The organism is Pseudomonas sp. NFACC13-1 (assembly GCF_900104425.1).
Classification (GTDB): domain Bacteria; phylum Pseudomonadota; class Gammaproteobacteria; order Pseudomonadales; family Pseudomonadaceae; genus Aquipseudomonas; species Aquipseudomonas fluorescens_AA.
This window is the reverse complement of record NZ_FMXV01000015.1, coordinates 131,306-152,399: the sequence shown is the minus strand read 5'-3', so window position 1 is coordinate 152,399 and position 21,094 is coordinate 131,306. Positions and strand designations below refer to the sequence as shown.

At 62.3% G+C, this 21,094-nt stretch carries 21 protein-coding genes; 8 read left to right on the top strand and 13 right to left on the bottom strand.

What is annotated here, in order from left to right:
- From BLQ55_RS19315 to BLQ55_RS19290, 6 genes are all read right to left on the bottom strand, one after another.
- A partial coding sequence (locus BLQ55_RS19315; RefSeq protein WP_143011749.1) for a transposase occupies window positions 1–210 on the bottom strand: 210 nt, incomplete at its 3' end.
- 163 nt (window positions 211–373) lie between these two features.
- Complete coding sequence (prpF, locus tag BLQ55_RS19310) at window positions 374–1,567, bottom strand: 2-methylaconitate cis-trans isomerase PrpF (protein ID WP_092255941.1); 1,194 nt, start codon at window positions 1,565–1,567, stop codon at window positions 374–376.
- 53 nt (window positions 1,568–1,620) lie between these two features.
- Window positions 1,621–4,212 carry a Fe/S-dependent 2-methylisocitrate dehydratase AcnD gene (acnD, locus tag BLQ55_RS19305; protein WP_092204714.1) on the bottom strand — a complete coding sequence of 864 codons (2,592 nt, stop codon included), beginning with the start codon at window positions 4,210–4,212 and terminating at the stop codon, window positions 1,621–1,623.
- A gap of 201 nt (window positions 4,213–4,413) precedes the next feature.
- Window positions 4,414–5,541, bottom strand: coding sequence for a bifunctional 2-methylcitrate synthase/citrate synthase (prpC, locus tag BLQ55_RS19300; RefSeq protein WP_092204713.1), 1,128 nt, complete (start codon window positions 5,539–5,541; stop codon window positions 4,414–4,416).
- 41 nt (window positions 5,542–5,582) lie between these two features.
- Window positions 5,583–6,467 (bottom strand): methylisocitrate lyase, encoded by an 885-nt coding sequence (gene prpB, locus BLQ55_RS19295; protein ID WP_030137801.1) that lies wholly within the window; start codon window positions 6,465–6,467, stop codon window positions 5,583–5,585.
- Window positions 6,464–7,177: a GntR family transcriptional regulator gene (locus tag BLQ55_RS19290; RefSeq protein WP_053186063.1), complete on the bottom strand. Its 714-nt coding sequence runs from the start codon at window positions 7,175–7,177 to the stop codon at window positions 6,464–6,466. The genes prpB and BLQ55_RS19290 overlap by 4 nt, the downstream gene beginning before the upstream one ends.
- A 283-nt stretch (window positions 7,178–7,460) precedes the next feature.
- Here BLQ55_RS19290 and BLQ55_RS19285 point away from each other — a divergent pair, with 283 nt between their 5' ends.
- The 4 genes from BLQ55_RS19285 to pabB all read left to right on the top strand — a co-directional run bounded on the left by BLQ55_RS19285 (window position 7,461) and on the right by pabB (window position 12,089).
- Window positions 7,461–7,997, top strand: coding sequence for a retropepsin-like aspartic peptidase RloA (locus tag BLQ55_RS19285; protein ID WP_053186065.1), 537 nt, complete (start codon window positions 7,461–7,463; stop codon window positions 7,995–7,997).
- A 5-nt stretch (window positions 7,998–8,002) separates the two neighbouring features.
- Entirely contained in the window at window positions 8,003–9,535 is a 1,533-nt protein-coding gene (locus BLQ55_RS19280) for an osmotic stress tolerance membrane protein RloB (protein ID WP_060741350.1), read from the top strand.
- Window positions 9,535–10,521: an alpha-L-glutamate ligase-like protein gene (locus tag BLQ55_RS19275; protein ID WP_092168683.1), complete on the top strand. Its 987-nt coding sequence runs from the start codon at window positions 9,535–9,537 to the stop codon at window positions 10,519–10,521. Before BLQ55_RS19280 ends, BLQ55_RS19275 begins: the two co-directional genes overlap by 1 nt.
- A gap of 224 nt (window positions 10,522–10,745) precedes the next feature.
- Complete coding sequence (pabB, locus tag BLQ55_RS19270) at window positions 10,746–12,089, top strand: aminodeoxychorismate synthase component I (protein WP_092255937.1); 1,344 nt, start codon at window positions 10,746–10,748, stop codon at window positions 12,087–12,089.
- Window positions 12,090–12,235: 146 nt separating this feature from the next.
- On the opposite strand, the gene thrH is transcribed toward pabB, so the two are convergent.
- Entirely contained in the window at window positions 12,236–12,853 is a 618-nt protein-coding gene (thrH, locus tag BLQ55_RS19265) for a bifunctional phosphoserine phosphatase/homoserine phosphotransferase ThrH (protein ID WP_092204711.1), read from the bottom strand.
- A gap of 174 nt (window positions 12,854–13,027) precedes the next feature.
- Between thrH and BLQ55_RS19260 the strand changes: the two genes are divergently transcribed.
- The 3 genes from BLQ55_RS19260 (at window position 13,028) to BLQ55_RS19250 (ending at window position 16,542) form a co-directional block, all read left to right on the top strand.
- The gene (locus BLQ55_RS19260; protein ID WP_013693959.1) at window positions 13,028–13,771 is read left to right on the top strand and encodes a phosphoadenylyl-sulfate reductase; all 744 of its coding nucleotides are present in this window, start codon (window positions 13,028–13,030) and stop codon (window positions 13,769–13,771) included.
- 452 nt (window positions 13,772–14,223) lie between these two features.
- Window positions 14,224–15,753: an NCS1 family nucleobase:cation symporter-1 gene (locus tag BLQ55_RS19255; RefSeq protein WP_092255935.1), complete on the top strand. Its 1,530-nt coding sequence runs from the start codon at window positions 14,224–14,226 to the stop codon at window positions 15,751–15,753.
- 60 nt (window positions 15,754–15,813) lie between these two features.
- Entirely contained in the window at window positions 15,814–16,542 is a 729-nt protein-coding gene (locus BLQ55_RS19250) for an aspartate/glutamate racemase family protein (RefSeq protein ID WP_092204709.1), read from the top strand.
- Between the two features lie 143 nt (window positions 16,543–16,685).
- Here the strand turns inward: BLQ55_RS19250 and BLQ55_RS19245 are convergent, their stop codons facing one another.
- Window positions 16,686–17,609: a LysR family transcriptional regulator gene (locus BLQ55_RS19245; protein ID WP_092255932.1), complete on the bottom strand. Its 924-nt coding sequence runs from the start codon at window positions 17,607–17,609 to the stop codon at window positions 16,686–16,688.
- A 125-nt stretch (window positions 17,610–17,734) separates the two neighbouring features.
- On the opposite strand from BLQ55_RS19245, the gene BLQ55_RS19240 reads away from it, so the two are divergent.
- On the top strand, window positions 17,735–18,481 hold the full coding sequence (locus BLQ55_RS19240; protein ID WP_092255930.1) for a 3-oxoacyl-ACP reductase family protein: 747 nt from the start codon (window positions 17,735–17,737) through the stop codon (window positions 18,479–18,481).
- Between the two features lie 63 nt (window positions 18,482–18,544).
- On the opposite strand, the gene BLQ55_RS19235 is transcribed toward BLQ55_RS19240, so the two are convergent.
- The 5 genes from BLQ55_RS19235 to BLQ55_RS19220 form a co-directional block, all read right to left on the bottom strand.
- Window positions 18,545–19,240: an HAD-IA family hydrolase gene (locus BLQ55_RS19235; protein WP_092255927.1), complete on the bottom strand. Its 696-nt coding sequence runs from the start codon at window positions 19,238–19,240 to the stop codon at window positions 18,545–18,547.
- A gap of 336 nt (window positions 19,241–19,576) precedes the next feature.
- Window positions 19,577–19,960 carry a hypothetical protein gene (locus tag BLQ55_RS19230; protein WP_092255924.1) on the bottom strand — a complete coding sequence of 128 codons (384 nt, stop codon included), beginning with the start codon at window positions 19,958–19,960 and terminating at the stop codon, window positions 19,577–19,579.
- Window positions 19,961–20,048: 88 nt separating this feature from the next.
- A complete protein-coding gene (locus BLQ55_RS19225; protein ID WP_060741340.1) occupies window positions 20,049–20,252 on the bottom strand; it encodes a hypothetical protein in 204 nt (67 codons plus the stop codon).
- Window positions 20,253–20,321: 69 nt separating this feature from the next.
- Complete coding sequence (locus tag BLQ55_RS32205; RefSeq protein ID WP_170847657.1) at window positions 20,322–20,495, bottom strand: hypothetical protein; 174 nt, start codon at window positions 20,493–20,495, stop codon at window positions 20,322–20,324.
- A gap of 149 nt (window positions 20,496–20,644) precedes the next feature.
- The gene (locus BLQ55_RS19220) at window positions 20,645–21,061 is read right to left on the bottom strand and encodes a glycine zipper domain-containing protein (protein ID WP_092204705.1); all 417 of its coding nucleotides are present in this window, start codon (window positions 21,059–21,061) and stop codon (window positions 20,645–20,647) included.
- Window positions 21,062–21,094 lie beyond the last annotated feature (33 nt).

Sequence of the window (21,094 nt, the reverse complement as noted above, 5' to 3'; positions counted from 1 at the left end):
GAGCTGCTGAATTTCACGCTGATCAGCGGTAATCGCCTTGGTACCCACCGGGGTCGAACCCAAGCGTTCCTTGCGAACCTGATCGACCCAGCGGCGAAGCGCCGTGGGCCCAATATCCAGGCTGGCGCAGACTTCGGGAACCGACTGTCCCTCGTCCAGCACCATGCTGGCCGCTTTGAGTTTGAACTCACTGGAGTAAGATTTACGCATAACCAAAAACACCTCAGATTTGGGCGCCATCATAGCGCCCGATTGAAGTGTCCAAAATCATTAGGCCAGTTCAGCTTGCTCGCGATGAGGCCAGCACATTCAACATTGGTATCGGCTGACACACCGTCATCGCGAGCAAGCTCGCTCCCACAGTTTTTTCGACTCAGTTCAGAACATCCCCAGGCACTCGCACGAACCCTTCCATCAACACCCGCGCACTGCGGCTCATGATCGCTTTTTTTACCGTCCATTCGCCGTTGACCACGCTGGCCTCGGCACCGACGCGCAAGGTGCCGGAGGGGTGGCCGAAGCGTACAGCGCTACGTTCGATGCCGCCGGCGGCCAGGTTCACCAGGGTGCCGGAAATCGCCGCGGCCGTGCCGATGGCAACGGCTGCGGTGCCCATCATGGCGTGGTGCAGCTTGCCCATGGACAACGCCCGCACCAGCAAGTCGACATCCCCCGCCGCCACGGCTTTTCCGCTGGAGGACAGGTAATCCGCCGGCGGTGCGACAAACGCCACTTTCGGTGTGTGCTGACGCTGGGCCGCTTCGTCCAGGTGCTTGATCAAGCCCATGCGCAAGGCACCGTGGGCGCGAATGGTTTCGAACATCGCCAACGCCTTGGGATCGCTGTTGATCGCCCCCTGCAATTCAGTGCCGGTGTAGCCGACATCGCGGGCATTGATGAAAATCGTCGGGATCCCCGCGTTGATCAGCGTCGCCTTGAAGGTGCCAACACCGGGCACTTCCAAGTCGTCCACCAGGTTGCCGGTGGGAAACATAGAGCCACCACCGCCCTCCTCCTCGGCCGCCGGGTCCATGAATTCCAATTGCACTTCGGCCGCTGGAAAGGTCACGCCGTCGAGTTCGAAGTCCCCGGTTTCCTGCACCACACCCTCGGTGATTGGCACATGGGCGATGATGGTCTTGCCGATGTTGGCCTGCCAGATCCGTACCACGGCCACGCCGTTTTGCGGAACACGGTCGGACGCCACCAAACCACTGCTGATGGCAAACGACCCCACCGCCGCCGACAGGTTGCCGCAGTTGCCGCTCCAGTCCACGAACGGCTTATCGATGGACACCTGGCCGAACAGGTAATCGACATCGTGGTCGGCCCGGGTGCTCTTGGACAGGATCACCGTCTTGCTGGTGCTGGACGTTGCGCCACCCATGCCATCGATCTGCTTCTCATACGGGTCAGGGCTGCCGATTACCCGCAACAGCAGGGCATCGCGGACCGGGCCAGGCACGCGGGCCGCTTCGGGCAGGTCCTGCAAGCTGAAGAACACGCCTTTGCTGGTGCCGCCACGCATGTAGGTCGCGGGGATCTTGATTTGAGGCGAGTGAGCCATGTGCTCTAACTCCTGAAAAAAAGGATGGCCGGAGAACGGGCCACCCAAGCGATTTAAACGGCCACCGCCGACTCCAGGAAGTCCTGGGCAAAGCGTTGCAGCACGCCCCCGGCTTCGTAGATCGACACTTCTTCGGCGGTATCGAGACGGCAGGTCACCGGCACTTCGACGCGCTCGCCGTTCTTGCGAGTGATGACCAGGGTCAGCGTCGCCCGCGGCGTGCGTTCGCCGATCACGTCATAGACTTCGCTGCCATCGATGCCCAGGGTCTTGCGATCGGTGCCCGGCTTGAACTCCAGCGGCAACACGCCCATGCCCACCAGGTTGGTGCGGTGGATGCGTTCGAAACCTTCGGCGGCGATCGCCTCGACACCCGCCAGGCGCACGCCCTTGGCCGCCCAGTCCCGGGACGAACCCTGGCCGTAGTCGGCACCGGCAATGATGATCAGCGGCTGCTTGCGCTCCATGTAGGTCTCGATGGCCTCCCACATGCGCATGACCTTGCCTTCCGGCTCGACACGGGCCAGGGAGCCCTGCTTGACCTTGCCGTTTTCCTGGACCATTTCGTTGAACAGTTTCGGGTTGGCGAAGGTGGCGCGCTGCGCGGTCAGGTGGTCGCCACGGTGGGTCGCGTAGGAGTTGAAGTCCTCTTCCGGCAGGCCCATTTTCGCCAGGTACTCGCCAGCGGCGCTGTCCAGCATGATGGCGTTGGACGGCGACAAATGGTCGGTGGTGATGTTGTCCGGCAGCACCGCCAGCGGGCGCATGCCCTTGAGCGGCCGCGCACCGGCCAACGCCCCTTCCCAGTACGGCGGACGACGGATGTAGGTGCTTTGTGGGCGCCAGTCGTACAGCGGCGTCACTTTCGGCCCGGAGTCTTCCTGGATGGCGAACATCGGAATGTACACCTGGCGGAACTGCTCCGGCTTCACCGAAGCCTTGACCACCGCGTCGATTTCTTCGTCGCTCGGCCAGATGTCCTTGAGGCGGATCTCGCGACCGTCCACCACGCCCAGCACATCTTTTTCGATGTCGAAACGGATGGTCCCGGCGATGGCATATGCGACCACCAGGGGTGGCGATGCCAGGAACGCCTGCTTGGCGTACGGATGGATACGCCCGTCGAAGTTGCGGTTGCCCGACAACACGGCGGTGGCGTACAGGTCGCGGTCGATGATTTCCTGCTGGATCACCGGGTCCAGCGCGCCTGACATGCCGTTGCAGGTGGTGCAGGCGAATGCCACCACGCCGAAGCCCAGTTTCTCGAGTTCGGACGTCAGGCCGGCCTCATCCAGGTACAGCGCCACGGTTTTCGAACCCGGCGCCAGGGACGACTTCACCCACGGCTTGCGGGCCAGGCCCAGGCGGTTGGCGTTGCGCGCCAGCAGGCCGGCGGCGATCACGTTGCGCGGGTTGCTGGTGTTGGTGCAACTGGTGATCGCGGCGATGATCACCGCGCCGTCGGGCATTTGCCCGGGCACATCGTCCCACCGGCCGGAAATGCCTTTGGCGGCCAGCTCCGACACCGCCACCCGAGCGTGGGGATTGCTCGGCCCAGCCATGTTGCGGACTACCGAGGACAGGTCGAAGGTCAGGCCACGCTCGTACTGCGCGCCCTTGAGGCTATCGGCCCACAGGCCCACGTGCTTGGCATAGGTTTCCACCAACTGCACCTGGGTGTCTTCGCGGCCGGTGAGCTTCAGGTAGTCGATCGTCTGTTGATCGATATGGAACATCGCCGCCGTGGCGCCGTATTCCGGGGCCATGTTGGAAATGGTCGCCCGGTCACCCAGGGTCAGGGCACTGGCGCCTTCACCGAAAAACTCCAGCCAGGCACCGACGACTTTTTGCTTGCGCAGGAACTCGGTCAGCGCCAGCACCATGTCGGTGGCGGTAATGCCCGGCTGCAGCTTGCCGGTCAGCTCGACGCCGATGATTTCCGGCAGGCGCATCCACGAGGCGCGACCGAGCATGACGCTTTCGGCCTCCAGGCCACCGACGCCGATGGCAATCACGCCCAGGGCATCGACGTGGGGGGTGTGACTGTCGGTGCCGACGCAGGTGTCGGGGAAGGCCACGCCGTCACGCTGCTGGATCACCGGCGACATTTTTTCCAGGTTGATCTGGTGCATGATCCCGTTGCCCGGCGGAATCACATCGACGTTCTTGAAGGCTTTCTTGGTCCAGTTGATGAAGTGGAAGCGGTCTTCGTTACGCCGGTCTTCGATGGCGCGGTTCTTGGCGAAGGCTTGCGGATCGGCACCACCGCTTTCCACCGCCAGGGAGTGGTCGACAATCAGCTGCGTCGGCACCACCGGATTGACCTGCGCCGGGTCGCCACCCTGCAAGGCGATGGCGTCGCGCAGGCCGGCCAGGTCCACCAGGGCGGTCTGGCCGAGGATGTCATGGCACACCACGCGGGCCGGGAACCAGGGGAAGTCCAGGTCACGCTTGCGCTCGATCAGTTGCAGCAGCGACTCGCGCAGCGTGGCCGGGTCGCAGCGACGCACCAGGTTTTCCGCCAGCACGCGGGAGGTGTACGGCAGGCCGTCATAGGCGCCGGGGCGGATGGCCTCCACTGCGCCGCGAACGTCGAAATAATCCAGCGAAGTGCCAGGCAGCGGTTTGCGAAATTCTGTGTTCATCGTCAGGACTCGGTCACGGTGGTTTCAGAAGGGGCTGGCGCAGCCATTGAAATCAACCCATTCCCCTGTGGGAGCGAGCCTGCTCGCGAATGCGGTGCATGAGTCGACATTGATGTTGAATGTCAGTCCGTATTCGCGAGCAGGCTCGCTCCCACAAAAGGGGTTTTCGGTTCTTTAGCTCCTGCGTCAGCGCCCTCCATCTCAGCGTTGTTCGATTGGCACGAACTTGCGCTGTTCGACGCCGGTGTATTCGGCGCTCGGTCGGATGATGCGGTTGTTGGCGCGTTGTTCGAACACGTGGGCGGCCCAGCCGGTCAGGCGCGAGCAGACGAAGATCGGCGTGAACAGCTTGGTCGGGATGCCCATGAAGTGGTACGCCGAGGCATGATAGAAATCGGCGTTGGGGAACAGCTTCTTCTGTTCCCACATGGTCTTGTCGATGGCTTCGGACACCGGGAACAGCACGGTATCGCCCACTTCGTCGGCGAGTTTTTTCGACCAGCCCTTGATCACCTCGTTGCGCGGATCGTTGTCCTTATAGATCGCGTGGCCGAAGCCCATGATCTTGTCCTTGCGCGCGAGCATGCCGAGGGTGCCTTCGATGGCCTCCTGCGGTGAGCCGAAGCGCTCGATCATTTCCATCGCCGCTTCGTTGGCACCGCCATGCAACGGGCCACGCAGCGAGCCGATGGCGGCAGTGATGCAGGAGAACAGGTCCGACAGCGTGGAGGCGCAGACCCGGGCGGTGAAGGTCGAGGCGTTGAATTCGTGCTCGGCGTAGAGGATCAGCGAGACATTCATCACCTTGACGTGCAGCTCGCTCGGCTTCTTGCCGTGCAGCAAGTGCAGGAAGTGGCCACCGATGGACACTTCGTCGGTCACGCATTCGATGCGCTGGCCTTGATGGCTGAAGCGATACCAGTAGCACATGATCGCCGGGAACGCGGCCAGCAGGCGATCGGTCTTGTCATGTTGCTGGGAAAAATCCTGCTCGGGTTCCAGGTTACCCAGGAACGAGCAGCCGGTGCGCATCACGTCCATCGGGTGGGCGTCGGCGGGAATGCGCTCCAGCACTTCCTTCAAGGCTTGGGGCAGGTCGCGCAACTGGCGCAGTTTACCGGTGTAGGCGTCCAACTGTGCCTGGGTCGGCAGTTCGCCGTACAGCAGCAGATAGGCCACCTCTTCAAATTGTGCATCTGCCGCCAGGTCGCGAACATCGTAGCCGCGATAGGTCAGGCCGGCACCCGATTGGCCCACAGTGGACAATGCGGTTTGCCCGGCCACCTGGCCACGGAGCCCGGCGCCACTGAGTACTTTTGCTTCGGCCATTTGCTGTCTCCATTTTCTTGAATTTGTAGGGGAGTCGCGCCTTACTTCTTCGCCGCGAACAACGCATCGAGCTTCTGCTCGAAGGTGTGGTAGTCGATGCGATCGTAAAGCTCCATGCGGGTCTGCATGGTGTCGATGACATTCTGTTGCGTGCCGTCGCGGCGGATCGCGGTGTAGACGTTCTCGGCCGCCTTGTTCATGGCCCGGAAGGCCGACAGCGGGTACAGCACCAGGGACACGTCGGCACCGGCCAGCTGTTCGGTGGTGTACAGCGGGGTCGCACCGAATTCGGTGATGTTGGCCAGGATCGGCGCTTTCACACGGCTGGCGAACAGCTTGTACATCTCAAGCTCGGTGATGGCCTCGGGGAAAATCATGTCGGCACCGGCCTCGATGCACGCGGCGGCGCGGTCCAGGGCAGACTCCAAGCCTTCCACCGCCAAGGCATCGGTACGGGCCATGATCACGAAACTGTCGTCGGTACGGGCATCGACAGCGGCCTTGATGCGGTCGACCATCTCTTGCTGGGAGACGATTTCCTTGTTCGGACGATGGCCGCAACGCTTGGCGCCGACTTGGTCTTCGATATGAATCGCCGCGGCGCCGAACTTGATCATCGACTTGACCGTGCGCGCCACGTTGAACGCCGAGGAACCGAAGCCGGTGTCCACGTCCACCAGCAGCGGCAGGTCGCACACATCGGTGATGCGCCGTACATCGGTCAGCACGTCATCCAGGCCGGTGATGCCCAGGTCCGGCACGCCGAGGGAGCCGGCCGCCACGCCGCCGCCCGACAGGTAGATCGCCTTGAAACCGGCGCGCTTGGCCAGCAGCGCGTGGTTGGCGTTGATCGTGCCCACCACTTGCAGCGGATGCTCGCTGGCGACCGCATCGCGGAAACGCTGGCCTGGAGTGCTGTTGCTCATGACTCACCTCGTTCAGTGGCGGCGCTGTCCTGGAAATGACGCGCGATATTGCGTTTGGAAGCGCCGATGTGCCGGCGCATCAATAATTCAGCCAGTTCGCCGTCACGGTCGGCGATGGCATCGAGAATCCGGTGGTGCTCGGCAAAGGCCTGGCGCGGACGGTTGGGCGTGGTGGAGAACTGGATCCGGTACATGCGCACCAGTTGGTACAGCTCGCCGCACAGCATCTGCGTCAGGGTGCGGTTGCCGCTGCCCTGGATAATCCGGTAGTGAAAGTCGAAATCGCCTTCCTGCTGGTAATAACCGACACCGGCCTGGAACGCCGCATCGCGCTCGTGGGTTTCCAGCACCCGGCGCAGTTCGTCGATTTCTTCCAGGGTCATGCGTTCGGCCGCCAGGCGGCAGGCCATGCCTTCGAGGGATTCACGGATTTCGTAGAGTTCCAGCAGCTCGGCGTGGCTCAGCGACACCACCCGGGCACCGACGTGAGGCACCCGCACCAGCAGGCGCTGGCCTTCCAGGCGGTGAATGGCCTCGCGCAGCGGCCCGCGGCTGATGCCGTAGGTGCGCGCCAGCTCAGGCTCGGAGATCTTGCTGCCGGGGGCGATCTCGCCCTTGACGATGGCGGCCTGGATACGCCGGAAGACGTTCTCGGACAGGGTCTCCGAGTCGTCCTGGACCATCACCGGGGTTTCGAGCTGATCGAGCATATTGTCGACACCTTGGAAATCAATATGGCAAAAACTAACCAACAACGACCTTTACGTCAAAACAAAAATCAACATTGTCGACAATCGTCTAATAAACGCCCTGAAGATAACCCTGTTGCATGAAGACTCGTAGCCTCCGGCCAGCGGTGGCGTCAGAAAACCACCGTGCTAGAATGCCGCGGTTATTCGCCGCTCTCCTTTTATTAGAGAAAGGCTGCCTAGGGAGCTTGTGCAGTAATGCCAGGGCCTGAACCGATAAACGGAACGCTGCGCACCAGGATCTATGACACTCAAGCCCTTATCTGCCGCTTTCTATTTCATGTGCCTGCCGGGGCTTGCCGTGGCGGGTGAAAAAACCGTGTACGGCCTCAACGAATACGCCGCCCTGCAGGGTATCGACCTGGAGGTCGCCGCCAAGCTCGACACCGGCGCCAAGACCGCATCCCTCAGCGCCCGGGACATCAAGCGCTTCAAGCGCAATGGCGAATCCTGGGTGCGTTTTTACCTGGCCATCGACGCCGCCCACTCGCACCCCATCGAACGTCCGCTGGCCCGGGTCAGCAAGATCAAGCGCCGCGCCGGTGACTACGACCCGGAAGAAGGCAAGAAATACACGGCCCGGCCGGTCATCGAACTGGACATCTGCATGGGCTCGGCCTTGCGCAGCATCGAAGTGAACCTGACCGACCGCAGCGCCTTCCAATACCCGTTGCTGATCGGCTCCGAGGCGCTCAAGCGCTTCGACGCGCTGGTCGACCCCAGTCTTAAATACGCTGCCGGCAAACCCGCCTGCGCCAATGCCGCTCAAACCGCAGAGTAATTCCAATGCGCTCCCTTACCCTCCATCTGAAAATGCTGATCGCCATCCTGGTGGTGCTGGGCCTGTCGGTGACGGCCTATCAGATTTTCGTGCTCGGCATCCCGGTCACCGAAGACGCCACCGACGATTTGTGGAACATCGACGCCAAGGTCGAATTCGTGCCCAACGCCAAGGACCCGGTGAAGATCCAGATGTTCGTGCCGCCCCTGAGCCGCGACTACGTGAGCCTCAACGAGAGTTTCATTTCCAATAATTACGGCGTGGCGGTGAACCGGGTCGACGGTAACCGCAAAGTGACCTGGTCAGCCCGTCGCGCCAAGGGCAACCAGACCCTTTACTACCGCCTGGTGCTGACCAAGCGCTACAGCGCCGAGAAAACCAAGGTCAAGGGTCCGACCTTCCGCGACAGCATCGCCGTCGAAGGCCCGGAGAAACTGGCCGCCGAAGCCCTGCTCGCGCCGATCCGCCAGCACTCGGCCGACGTCGAGACGTTCATCAGCGAAGCGATCAAGCGGGTCAACAACCTCAACGACGACAACGTCAAGCTGTTGCTGGCCGGTGATCCTTCCTCGGCCAACAAGGCCAGGATCGTCGAACTGGTGCTGTCCATCGCCCACGTGCCGGTGGAAAAGGTCCACACCATCCGCCTGGTGGCCGACCAGCCGCAGACGCCCGAGCTGTGGCTGCGCAGCTTCAACGGCACCGACTGGCTGTATTTCAACCCGGACTCCGGCGAACAGGGCCTGCCCACCGACCGCCTGCTGTGGTGGACCGGCGATGAAAACCTGATCACCGTCGATGGCGGCAAGAAAGCCACCGTCACCTTCAGCATGAACAACAGCGAAATGAACGCCATTCGCCTGGCCAAGCTGACGGACGAGAACACCGACGCCAACTTCCTCGAATACTCGCTCTACGGCCTGCCGCTGCAAACCCAGCAAACCTTCATGATCATGGTAATGATCCCGATCGGCGTGCTGGTGATCCTGATACTGCGCAACCTGATCGGCCTGCAAACCCTCGGGACCTTTACCCCGGTGCTGATCGCGCTGGCCTTCCGTGAGACCCAGTTGGGCTTCGGCATCATCCTGTTCACGGTGATCACCACGCTGGGCCTGTCGCTGCGTTCCTACCTGGAACACCTCAAGCTGCAGATGCTGCCAAGGCTCTCGGTGGTGCTGACGTTCGTGGTGGTGCTGATCGCCGCCATCAGCCTGTTCAGCCATAAGCTGGGCCTGGAGCGCGGCTTGTCGGTGGCGCTGTTCCCGATGGTGATCCTGACCATGACCATCGAACGCCTGTCCATCACCTGGGAAGAGCGCGGCGCCGGCCACGCGATGAAAGTCGCCATCGGCACCTTGTTCGCCGCGTCCCTGGCGCACCTGATCATGAGCGTGCCGGAACTGGTGTACTTCGTGTTCACCTTCCCGGCGATCCTGCTGATCCTGGTGGGCTTCATGCTGGCCATGGGACGTTATCGCGGCTACCGCCTGACCGAGCTGGTGCGGTTCAAGGCCTTCCTCAAGGCAGACTCCTGATGTTCGGCTTCTGGAAGACCTGGAAGGCCCTGGAAGCCCGGGGCATCATGGGCATCAATCGGCGTAACGCCGATTACGTGCTCAAGTACAACAAGCGCAGCCTGTACCCCATCGTCGATGACAAGATCATCACCAAGGAACGGGCCATCGCCGCCGGCATCCATGTGCCGGAGCTGTACGGGGTGATCTCCACCGAGAAAGAAATCGACAAGCTCGACGACATCATCGGCGGGCGCACCGACTTCGTGATCAAGCCGGCCCAGGGCGCTGGCGGCGACGGCATCATCGTCATCGCCGACCGCTTCGAAGGCCGCTACCGCACGGTGTCCGGCAAGATCATCAGCCATGAGGAAATCGAGCACCATGTCTCCAGCATCCTCACAGGCCTGTATTCCTTGGGCGGGCACCGTGACCGGGCGCTGATCGAGTACCGCGTGACGCCGGACCAGATCTTCAAGAGCATCAGCTACGAGGGCGTGCCGGACATCCGCATCATCGTGCTGATGGGCTATCCGGTGATGGCCATGCTGCGGCTGCCAACCCGACAGTCCGGCGGCAAGGCCAACCTGCACCAGGGCGCCATCGGCGTGGGCGTCGACCTCGCCACGGGCCTGACCCTGCGCGGCACCTGGCTGAACAACATCATCACCAAACACCCCGACACCACCAACGCGGTGGACGGCGTGCAGCTGCCCTACTGGGACGGTTTCATGAAGCTGGCCGCCGGTTGCTATGAACTGTGCGGGCTGGGCTACATCGGCGTCGACATGGTGCTGGACCAGGAGAAAGGGCCGTTGATCCTGGAACTGAATGCCCGACCGGGCCTGAACATCCAGATCGCCAACGACTGCGGCCTGACCCTGCGCACCCACGCGGTGGAAGCCCGCCTGGAAGAACTCAAGGAACGGGGCGTTATCGAAACCGCGGAAGAACGCGTGGCGTTTGCCCAGGAGCTGTTTGGGCATATTCCGCCAGTTGAAGGGTGATCCCTGAAGGCAACAACCTGTGGGGAACAGCCTGTGGTAGCAAGGCTTGCCCGCGATGAAGATCATGAGATCCTGGGGCTTGGGGCGCCTGCATCGCGAGCAAGCTTTGCTCCCACAGGTTTCTCTCCTACCGTTAATTTGCTCATCTCCGACATCCCCCTAGGAGCAAATCCTACAGGGGATTACAATCGCTCCCCCGCCTGAATGGCTGACCCGCCCCGCCCATGCCAACCTGCTCCGTACACCCGCTGCCCTACCGCACCAACCCCGCCGAGTATTTCGCGGCGATCCGTCATGCCCCGGGCAGCGTGCTGCTCGACAGTGGCCGGCCGAGTGCCGAGCGTGGGCGTTACGACCTGCTCAGCGCCTGGCCGCTGGCACAATTGGCGGTGTTGCCGAACGAGAGCGGCAGCGATTTCCTGCAGCGCCTGCGCATTCAGCTGACGCAACTGGGCGACGCGGTACTGCCGGCCACGGTGCAATTGCCCTTTGCCGGCGGCCTGATCGGCTACTTGAGCTACGACTTCGGTCGACACCTCGAAACCCTGCCGTCCCACGCCCAGGACGACCTGCGACTGCCCGATGCACGTTTTGGCGTGTACGACTGGGCTTTGATCAGCGACCACCAGGCGGGCACCAGCCAACTGGTGTTCCATCCCCATTGTGGCGAAGACGAACGCCAACGCCTGATCGCGCTGTTCAGCCAGCCGACCACCGCCGCCGCTCCCTCGTTCAGCCTTGAAGGACCGATGACGCCGGACCTCAGTGCCGAAGCCTACCGACAGGCGTTCGAACGTATCCAGGCGTACATCCAGGCCGGCGACTGCTATCAGGTCAACTTCGCCCAACGCTTCCGCGCGCCCTGCCAGGGTGATGCCTGGGCCGCTTACCAGGCATTGCGGACGGCTTGCCCGACACCGTTCTCCGGCTTCCAGAGCCTGCCGGAGGGCGGCGCGGTGCTGAGCCTGTCGCCCGAACGCTTTGTCAGGGTCAGCGAAGGCCAGGTGGAAACCCGGCCGATCAAGGGCACCCGCCCCCGCGGCACGACGCCCGAGGAAGACGCGGCCCACGCCGCCGAACTGCTGGCCAGCCCCAAGGACCGGGCGGAAAACCTGATGATCGTCGACCTGCTGCGCAACGACTTGGGCCGCACCTGTCGTATCGGCTCGGTGCGGGTGCCGGAGTTGTTCAGCCTGGAAAGCTACCCGAACGTGCATCACCTGGTCAGCAGCGTGACCGGCGAACTGGCCGACGACAAGGACGCCCTGGACCTGATCGCCGGCAGCTTCCCCGGCGGCTCGATCACCGGCGCGCCGAAAATCCGCGCCATGCAAATCATCGACGAACTCGAACCGACCCGGCGCGGGCTGTATTGCGGCTCGTTGCTGTACCTGGACGTGCGCGGGGAAATGGACAGCTCCATCGCCATCCGCAGTTTACTGGTCAAGGATGGGCAGGTGTGCTGCTGGGGCGGCGGCGGGATTGTCGCGGATTCGGACTGGGAGGCCGAGTATCAGGAGTCGATTACCAAGGTTCGGGTGTTGCTGGAAACCTTGCAGAACCTCTAAAAGCATCGCGGGCAAGCCTTGCTCCCACAGACTGGCGCTATACCCCCTGTGGGAGCGAGCTTGCTCGCGATTGCGTTGGATCAGCAGCATTTGAGCCGACTGGCACACCGCTATCGCGAGCAAGCTCGCCCCCACAGTTTTTTTACTTACAGGCTGAGATCGCGGTTCGAAGCCTTGATGAATTCCTGCTTCAACTCGGCAAACGTGTGCACCGCCGGGAATTGCGGGAACTCACGGATCACGTTCTCCGGCGCATGGAACAGAATCCCGGCGTCAGCTTCGCCCAGCATCGTGGTGTCGTTATAGGAATCCCCCGCCGCAATCACTCGGTAGTACAGGCTCTTGAAAGCCAGAACCGACTGGCGCTTGGGATCTTTCTGACGCAACTGGTACCCCGTCACCCGCCCGCTGTCATCGGTAATCAAGCGATGGCAGAGCAACGTCGGGAAGCCCAGCTGGCGCATCAAGGGTTGGGAAAATTCGTAGAACGTGTCGGAAAGAATCACCACCTGGAAGCGCTCGCGCAGCCAGTCGACGAACTCGATGGCGCCGTCCAGCGGCTGGAGGGTGGCGATGACTTCCTGGATGTCGGAGAGCTTGAGACCATGCTCATCAAGGATGCGCAACCGTTGCTTCATCAGCACGTCGTAGTCGGGGATGTCCCGAGTGGTTGCCCTGAGGGATTCAATCCCGGTTTTTTCGGCAAAGGCGATCCAGATCTCCGGGACCAGCACACCTTCCAGGTCGAGACAGGCAATTTCCACAAGACACTCCCATTTTTTCTGATGTTTATCGGTTGAGCGAATAAAAGGCTTGCCGACTCTAGCCATTCGCCAGAGCCCGCGCAACGCACAGGAGCGCGCCAGCCCCGACAGCTTTTGTTACCATCAGCCCCATATAGAGCGCCCAGCGCCACCGACCTGTAGGAAACCGCCCTGATGAGCCCATCGTTCGACGTCGTGGAACTCGCCACGACCTATGCCAACAAGTCCCCCCAGGACATCCTCAAGCTGGCCTTCGCCGAATTCGGCGACGAGCTGTGGATATCGTTCAGCGGTGCCGAAGACGTGGTGCTGGTGGACATGGCCTGGAAACTGAACAAGAACGTCAAGGTGTTCAGCCTCGACACCGGTCGCCTGCACCCGGAGACCTATCGCTTCATCGATCAGGTGCGCGAGCACTACAAGATCGACATCGAACTGGTCTCGCCGGACTACACGAAACTCGAACCCTTCGTGAAGGAAAAAGGCCTGTTCAGTTTCTATAAGGACGGTCACGGCGAGTGCTGCGGCATCCGCAAGATCGAGCCGCTGCGCCGCAAGCTGACCGATGTCCGCGCCTGGGCCACCGGCCAGCGCCGCGACCAGAGCCCCGGCACCCGCAGCCAGGTGGCCGTGTTGGAAATCGACACGGCGTTTTCCACCCCGGAGCGCACCCTGTACAAGTTCAACCCGCTGTCGCAGATGACCAGCGAAGAAGTCTGGGGCTACATCCGCATGCTCGAACTGCCTTACAACAGCCTGCATGAACGCGGCTTCATCAGCATCGGCTGCGAACCCTGCACCCGCCCGGTGCTGCCGAACCAGCACGAACGTGAAGGCCGTTGGTGGTGGGAAGAAGCCACGCAGAAAGAATGCGGGCTGCACGCCGGAAACATCATCGCCAAATCCAAGACCGTCTAAGCACTCGCCACTCTCTGTACACAAAAATGTCACCACAAGTGGCATTTTTGTGTGCACTTATGTCGTTACTGCCCCAAAAAGTTACACTCAATTCCCCGCCCCAACTGGCGTCCTTCCTTCGCTGGCGTTCGCCAGAAAATAAATACCTGTTTAAATGGTCAGCTTTAAATCTACGTATTTCAGCAAGTTATTCAAAGATCATAACGAAACGAAATTAGTGCCACGGTGGATAGATCCACAAGTGGCATAAATCTGGCTTTAGTCGACAAGTGTTTTGTATACAACATTTATAAAACATACACACACTTTAGATCCGCAAGCCTGAAGCGCCCTATCCCGTACAGGCTGCAGATGCCCCGTAACCAATGATACTCGCCCGCCGCGACGAAGATTTGTCGAGCCCCGCGCTCATGCACAGTCATCGCAGCGCCGAGAATCAGGAGCCTGCCGGAATGCGTACAAGTTTCTCCAATAACATCGCGCTGGATCTGCCCTCCTCCACCACTGCCCCCGATGACAACGCCGCAGTCTCACTGGCCTTGAGCCCGAGGCTGCACAACAAGGACCTGGCGCCCACCAAGGCCGAAGGTCGCCGCTGGGGCCGCTACAGCATCTTTGCCCTGTGGACCAACGACGTGCACAACATCGCCAACTATTCCTTCGCCATCGGCCTCTATGCCCTGGGGCTGGGTGGCTGGCAGATCTTGCTGTCCCTGGGGATAGGCGCGGCACTGGTGTATGGCTTCATGAACCTGTCCGGCTACATGGGTCAGAAAACCGGCGTGCCGTTCCCGGTGATCAGCCGGATCAGCTTCGGGATCCACGGCGCGCAGATTCCTGCGTTGATCAGGGCGGTCATTGCGATTGCCTGGTTCGGAATCCAGACCTACCTGGCGTCGGTGGTGTTCCGCGTGTTGCTGGTGGCGGTCCACCCGGGCTTCGCCGACTACGACCGCGACTCGATCCTCGGCCTGTCGAGCCTGGGCTGGGTGTGTTTCGTGGCGATCTGGTTCGTGCAACTGGTGATCCTGGCCTACGGCATGGAGACGGTGCGCCGTTATGAAGGTTTCGCCGGCCCGGTGATCCTGGTGACCGTCGCGGCCCTGGCCGGTTGGATGTACACCCAGGCCGGCGCCACCATAGCCTGGTCGATCCGCGAGCCGCTGACCGGTGGCGAAATGTGGCGCAATATCTTTGCCGGCGGCGCGCTGTGGCTGTCGATCTACGGCACCTTGATCCTCAATTTCTGCGACTTCGCCCGCTCCTCGCCGTGCCGCCGAACCATCATCGTCGGCAATTTCTGGGGCCTGCCGGTGAACATCCTGGTGTTTGCCGGGATCACCATCCTGCTCTGCGGTGCGCAGTTCCAGATCAACGGGCAAATCATCGAAAGCCCGACCCAGGTCGTCGCCTCGATCCCCAACACGTTCCTTCTGGTGTTGGGCTGCCTGGCCTTCCTGATCGTCACCGTGGCGGTGAACATCATGGCCAACTTCGTCGCCCCGGCGTTCGTGCTCAGCAACCTGGCGCCCAAGTACCTGACCTTTCGCCGCGCCGGGCTGATCAGCGCCGCCATTGCCGTGCTGATCCTGCCGTGGAACCTGTACAACAGCCCACTGGTGATCGTGTATTTCCTGTCCGGTCTCGGCGCCCTGCTCGGGCCGCTGTACGGGGTGATCATGGTCGACTACTGGCTGCTGCGAAAAGGCCGCATCAACGTGCCGCAACTGTACAGCGAGGACCCGAACGGTGCGTATTTCTACAGCAATGGGGTCAACCTGCGTGCGGTGGCGGCGTTCATTCCGGCCGCGCTGATCGCCATCATCCTGGCCCTGGTGCCCGGTTTTGACGCCGTCTCACCGTTTTCCTGGCTGATTGGCGCTTCGATTGCAGGGCTGCTGTACCTGATCATCGCCAAGCGCGAACCGTATTACGACGACGTCAGCGGCGAATCCATCGCTGTGGATAACGTTCATCATTGATCCCTCAAACGGCCCGGCCGGTACGGGCCGCTTACTTTCATGCATCAAGGAGGACAGCTCATGCGAATTCTCGTGGTCAACGTCAACACCACCGAATCCATCACCCAGGCCATCGCCCGCCAGGCCCAGGCCGTGGCCGCGCCGGGCACAGAGATCGTCGGGCTCACGCCGCATTTCGGTGCCGATTCCATCGAGGGCAATTTTGAAAGTTACTTGGCGGCCATTGCGGTGATGGACCGGGTGATGTCCTACGACCAGCCGTTCGACGCGGTGATCCAGGCCGGCTACGGCGAGCATGGCCGCGAAGGTCTGCAAGAACTGCTGAACGTGCCGGTGGTGGACATCACCGATGCCGGCGCCAGTACCGCCATGTTCCTCGGTCACGCTTATTCGGTGGTCACCACCCTGGACCGCACCGTGCCGCTGATCGAAGACCGGCTCAAGCTGTCCGGCCTGTTCGACCGCTGCGCCTCGGTACGGGCCAGCGGCCTGGCGGTGCTGGAACTGGAGCAAGACCCGCAACGGGCGGTCGAGGCCATCGTGCACCAGGCCGAACTGGCGGTCAGCCAGGACAAGGCCGAAGTGATCTGCCTGGGCTGCGGCGGCATGGCCGGGCTCGATGAGCAGATCCGCCAGCGCACCGGGGTGCCGGTGGTCGATGGCGTAACGGCGGCGGTGACCATTGCCGAGTCGCTGGTGCGGCTGGGGTTGTCGACCTCGAAAGTGCGCACCTACGCCACGCCTCGGCCCAAGACCATCATTGGCTGGCCGGGGCGGTTTGGGCGGTGAGTTCACAGGTTGGACCGAGGTGCCCCTAATCGCGAGCAGGCTAGCTCCCACAGTTGATGAGGGATCAGCAGTTTTGTGAACACCGCCCACCCTGTGGGAGCGAGCCTGCTCGCGATTCGAGGCACCTCGGTCCAGAGCCCAACTCAAACCGCACTGAACCGCCGCGCCAACCCCTGCTCGGCAAACTGCTCGATGATGAAATCCACGAACGCCCGGGTCTTGCCCGGCAGCAACTTATGCTCGGCGTAGTAAATGGAGATATTGCCGTCATCGACGTACCAGTCCGGCAGCACCCGTTGCAGCGCGCCGGACTCCAGGTAGGGCACGGCCACCGGCATGCTCACCAGCCCGATGCCCAGCCCTTGGGCCGCGGCCGCGCAGTCGGCTTCCGAATCGCTCATGGTCATGCGGGTCTTGAGCATGAGCGGGCTGTGTTGCTGGGTTCGGCTGGTCAGTTGCCAGGAACGCACGCGACCGGTTTGTGGCGAGCGAATCAGGATGCCCTGGTGCTGCGCCAGATCTTCCGGCTCCACCAATGCAGCGTGAGTGTTCAGGTAGTCCGTGGACGCGACCAGCACCCGATGAGCCACCGTCAGCTTGCGCGCCACCACGCCTTGGGGCAGCTCGAAACCACCGCCGATGGCGGCATCGAAACCCTGGCCGATCAGGTCTACCTGGCGGTTATCGAAATGCCAATCCGGGTTGATCGCCGGGTAGCGCCGCAGAAATTCCCCCAGTAACGGCACGACATACAAGCGACCGAACGCCGTGCCCATGCTCACCTTCAGCGTTCCCGCCGGTTGCCCACCGGCGCTGGCCAGGTTGGCGACGGCGTTCTGGATGGTGTTGAAGCTGCTGCCGACTTCCCTCAGGAACAACTGGCCGGCTTCGGTCAGCCTCAGGCTGCGGGTGCTGCGCTGGAACAGGCGCACCCCCATCCGCGCCTCCAGCTTGGCGACGCTTTTGCCCACCGCCGCCGGGGTCACGCTCAAGCGTCGCGCCGCTTCGGCAAAGCTACCGACTTCGGCGCTGCGCACAAAGCATTCGATACTGTTGAAGGTCTCCATGAGCCCCACTCTAAACTTTTGGTTTAGACAGACTATAGCAATGACGGTCTACACAGCCCATGACGTCTTCTTGATACTCGCTCCATCACCGCGGCACCTCGCCCCGGCACTTTTTGGAGAACATCATGAGTACCCAAGCACTGAACGGTAAAGTCGCCTTGATCCAGGGCGGTTCTCGCGGCATCGGCGCCGCCATCGTCAAACGTCTTGCCGCAGAAGGCGCCGCCGTGGCCTTCACCTACGTCAGCTCTGGCGCAAAATCCGAAGAACTGCAGAACAGCATCACCGCAGCGGGCGGCAAGGCCTTGGCAATCAAGGCGGACAGCGCCGACGCCGACGCCGTCCGTAACGCCGTCGCCGCCACCGTCGAAGCGTTCGGGCGGCTGGACATCCTGGTCAATAACGCGGGCGTGCTGGCCATGGGGCCGCTGGATGAATTCAAACTCGAAGATTTCGACCAGACCCTGGCCGTCAACGTGCGCAGCGTGTTCGTCGCCACCCAGGCGGCAGCGCGGCACATGGGCGAAGGTGGCCGGGTCATCAACATCGGCAGCACCAACGCCGACCGCATGCCCTTCGTCGGCGGCGCGACCTACGCCATGAGCAAATCCGCACTGGTGGGCCTGACCAAAGGCCTGGCCCGCGACCTCGGCCCGCGCGGCATCACCGTCAACAACGTGCAGCCCGGCCCGGTGGACACCGACATGAACCCGGCCGACAGCGACTTCGCCTCCAGCCTGTTGTCGCTGATGGCCGTCGGGCGCTACGGCAATGTCAATGAAATCGCCAGTTTCGTCGCCTACCTGGCAGGGCCGGAAGCCGGCTATATCACCGGCGCCAGCCTGACCATCGATGGTGGTTTCGGCGCCTGATCCGAGCCGATCATTGTGGCGAGGGCGCTTGCTGCCGCGGGGCTGCGCAGCAGCCCTTCGCTGTCAGGCCCACTCCAACTCCGGCAGACCGCAAAGGCTTGGCTGGAACATTCGCAAGGAGCGGATGATCCCGTCGGCATGGGCGTATTTTTCGTCCGCCATGGCCGAGTCCGGAATGGCGATGGCGGTCATGCCAGCGGCTTTCGCGGCTGTCACGCCGAACGGCGAATCCTCGAACACCAGGCAATCGCGCGGCTCGACACCCAGGCGCCGGGCGGCGGTGAGGAAGATATCCGGTGCCGGTTTCGCCGCACCAACTTCAGGGTCGTCCGCTGTCACGATGCAATCGAACAGCGCGAACCAGTCCCGGTGCAAGGTGGTTTTCAGCGCGAACGTAGGGCTCGACGAACTGGTGCCTACCGCAATGGGAATGTTGTGAGCCTTGAGATGCCGCACCAGTTCCTCGGCGCCGGGCATGCCCAGGGCATGAGGAAAACGCTCGCGCATCAAGGGCTCACGGATGACCAGGAACTCCTGGGGAGTGATCGGCAACTCCAGGGCCTGGACGACGTAATTGGCCAGGTCCGTGGCCCCGCGCCCGATGATGTTCTGCTTGACGCTCCAATCGAACGTGCGCCCGTAGCGCTCGGCGATGATGGAGGTGACCTCGGTGTAGATCCCCTCGGTGTCCAGCAACAGTCCATCCATGTCGAAAATCACAGCCTTGATCGGGCCAAACTCTTTCAGCGGTGCATTCATCGCATCTGATCCGTTATCAACACAACATTCCAGGGATGGCTCAGGTGCGGCCAGGGCAGCGTGTTCGCCTTAAAGGATTCAGCAGGATAACGAAGGGGGCTTGGAACCGGCAATGGGAAATCGAGTGGCTTACGGCTCGGTTGTGCACTGTAGGAGCTGCCGAAGGCTGCGATCTTTTGATCTTTCGCTTGAGATTCAAGTGTCTGGGGAAAGATCGCAGCCTCGTTGCACTCGACAGCTCCTACACGGCTCCTACACAGCGCCCATGGGACCCAGCGGGAGCGAGTTTTCTTGCTCAACACAGAGGTGGATCGGTGTTGGATGATGACCGGACGGCTACTGGCTTGAGCTGCCGGAGCCGCCCGCCCCCGAACCACTGCCGCCCGAGCTGCCCCCGCCGTCACTGCTACCGCTTCCGCCGTTGGTCCCACCGCCCGCGTCGTCACCGCCCATCGTGCTGCCGCCGCTCAGCGAACCGCTGCCCGTGCCGGGGCTGGTGCTGCTGCCGCTGGCATCGCCGCCATTGCCGCCGCCTACAGAGCCCGGAGGCAAGGCGTTCCCGCTGGCACCGGAATTGGAGCCGGCTTCCATTTCCGAGGAAGGTGGCATCCCGCCCTTGTCCACGGGGGGCGTGCCGCTCGAAGATTGTGCGAAAGCGGCTAATGAACTGACGGAAAGAATTCCGGCGAGTGTCAGAGCTGTCATGTTGGACTTCATCATGGTGAGTCTCCTTTTCAAGATGCTTACCTGATGTCTGGCACGCGGGGCGGGGCGATGGTGCCACTGAATCGACAGGCGGCCCCGTGGATCAGCTCGGCGTGCCAGAGGCGTCGTCACCGGCGATGTCCGGATCATCCGGAGTCGCTTCGACGTCCTCGTCGTCGCTGGGTACCTGTTCGACGCCCGCCTCGTCATCGGGCGGGAGCTGGTCACGGCTCAACGGATTGGTGGGCGATGGCAGCGGGTACTCCGGGGTTTCTTCGTCATTGGGAACGGGGGAATCGGCAGTCATACAATCTCCTGACAGGTGCACGCACCTGTCCTGCAGCCTAGAGAACGCGGACGATCAGTTTGAACGCCTTCACTCGTAGGATTCGTCCTCAAGTTCAACGTCTTCATCGTCGAGCAAGGGCACCTGGGCGTCATCCATCAGGGAACCGGGGTCTTCATTGCCCGGGTCGTTGGGGCCCGGATCGTTGATGAAAGGCACGCCCGTAGGGCCTTTTTCTTCCTTGCCTTCGGTTTCCGGCGTCATGGCACACCTCGCAATCGCTGATGGATGTATGAATTTGAGGTGGGGGGGCGGCAATCGTTCCGGAGAAATGTTCAGGGGCCCTGTTCACGGGAATGGCAGGTCAATAAAAAACCCGGCACCAGGCCGGGTCTTTTCATCCAAGCATCCGCTTAACGATGATTTCTCTTGTGCTTGTACTTGTGCTTCTTGCCGCCGGAGTGACCGTCGTTGTCATTGGACAGGTTGCTACCCAACGCGCCGCCCGCCGCGCCGCCAACGCCAGCGCCGATGGTGGAACCGGTGGAGCCGCCCAGACGGTTACCGACGATCGAACCACCTGCCGACCCCAGGCCACCGCCGATGGCGGCTTCCGTGCGGCTGCCCTTGCGCGCGCCCACGGCGCTGCCGGCTGCGCCGCCGACACCCGCGCCGATCGCGGCGCCTGTGCTGCCGCCCATCTGCTGGCCGACCACATTGCCCAACACACCGCCCAGACCACCGCCGACTGCAGCGGTACCGTCGCCGGCGGCCATCGCGCCTTGGGCAACCAGCAGCCCAAGTACCAAGGTGGACAAAGTCAAACGCATGATAGAAACCTCAAGAATGCCGCATCGGGGAGA

What these genes read in the sequence shown, in the direction of transcription:
- BLQ55_RS19290 (WP_053186063.1), bottom strand. Translation starts at nt 7,177, where the DNA reads ATGCTCGATCAGCTCGAAACCCCGGTGATGGTCCAGGACGACTCGGAG.
- BLQ55_RS32205 (WP_170847657.1), bottom strand. Translation starts at nt 20,495, where the DNA reads ATGACGCCGGAAACCGAAGGCAAGGAAGAAAAAGGCCCTACGGGCGTG.
- BLQ55_RS19285 (WP_053186065.1), top strand. Translation starts at nt 7,461, where the DNA reads ATGACACTCAAGCCCTTATCTGCCGCTTTCTATTTCATGTGCCTGCCG.
- prpB (WP_030137801.1), bottom strand. Translation starts at nt 6,467, where the DNA reads ATGAGCAACAGCACTCCAGGCCAGCGTTTCCGCGATGCGGTCGCCAGC.
- BLQ55_RS19250 (WP_092204709.1), top strand. Translation starts at nt 15,814, where the DNA reads ATGCGAATTCTCGTGGTCAACGTCAACACCACCGAATCCATCACCCAG.
- BLQ55_RS19280 (WP_060741350.1), top strand. Translation starts at nt 8,003, where the DNA reads ATGCGCTCCCTTACCCTCCATCTGAAAATGCTGATCGCCATCCTGGTG.
- BLQ55_RS19240 (WP_092255930.1), top strand. Translation starts at nt 17,735, where the DNA reads ATGAGTACCCAAGCACTGAACGGTAAAGTCGCCTTGATCCAGGGCGGT.
- BLQ55_RS19220 (WP_092204705.1), bottom strand. Translation starts at nt 21,061, where the DNA reads ATGCGTTTGACTTTGTCCACCTTGGTACTTGGGCTGCTGGTTGCCCAA.
- BLQ55_RS19275 (WP_092168683.1), top strand. Translation starts at nt 9,535, where the DNA reads ATGTTCGGCTTCTGGAAGACCTGGAAGGCCCTGGAAGCCCGGGGCATC.
- BLQ55_RS19230 (WP_092255924.1), bottom strand. Translation starts at nt 19,960, where the DNA reads ATGATGAAGTCCAACATGACAGCTCTGACACTCGCCGGAATTCTTTCC.
- BLQ55_RS19255 (WP_092255935.1), top strand. Translation starts at nt 14,224, where the DNA reads ATGCGTACAAGTTTCTCCAATAACATCGCGCTGGATCTGCCCTCCTCC.
- BLQ55_RS19235 (WP_092255927.1), bottom strand. Translation starts at nt 19,240, where the DNA reads ATGAATGCACCGCTGAAAGAGTTTGGCCCGATCAAGGCTGTGATTTTC.
- pabB (WP_092255937.1), top strand. Translation starts at nt 10,746, where the DNA reads ATGCCAACCTGCTCCGTACACCCGCTGCCCTACCGCACCAACCCCGCC.
- BLQ55_RS19260 (WP_013693959.1), top strand. Translation starts at nt 13,028, where the DNA reads ATGAGCCCATCGTTCGACGTCGTGGAACTCGCCACGACCTATGCCAAC.
- acnD (WP_092204714.1), bottom strand. Translation starts at nt 4,212, where the DNA reads ATGAACACAGAATTTCGCAAACCGCTGCCTGGCACTTCGCTGGATTAT.
- BLQ55_RS19225 (WP_060741340.1), bottom strand. Translation starts at nt 20,252, where the DNA reads ATGACTGCCGATTCCCCCGTTCCCAATGACGAAGAAACCCCGGAGTAC.
- prpF (WP_092255941.1), bottom strand. Translation starts at nt 1,567, where the DNA reads ATGGCTCACTCGCCTCAAATCAAGATCCCCGCGACCTACATGCGTGGC.
- prpC (WP_092204713.1), bottom strand. Translation starts at nt 5,541, where the DNA reads ATGGCCGAAGCAAAAGTACTCAGTGGCGCCGGGCTCCGTGGCCAGGTG.
- BLQ55_RS19245 (WP_092255932.1), bottom strand. Translation starts at nt 17,609, where the DNA reads ATGGAGACCTTCAACAGTATCGAATGCTTTGTGCGCAGCGCCGAAGTC.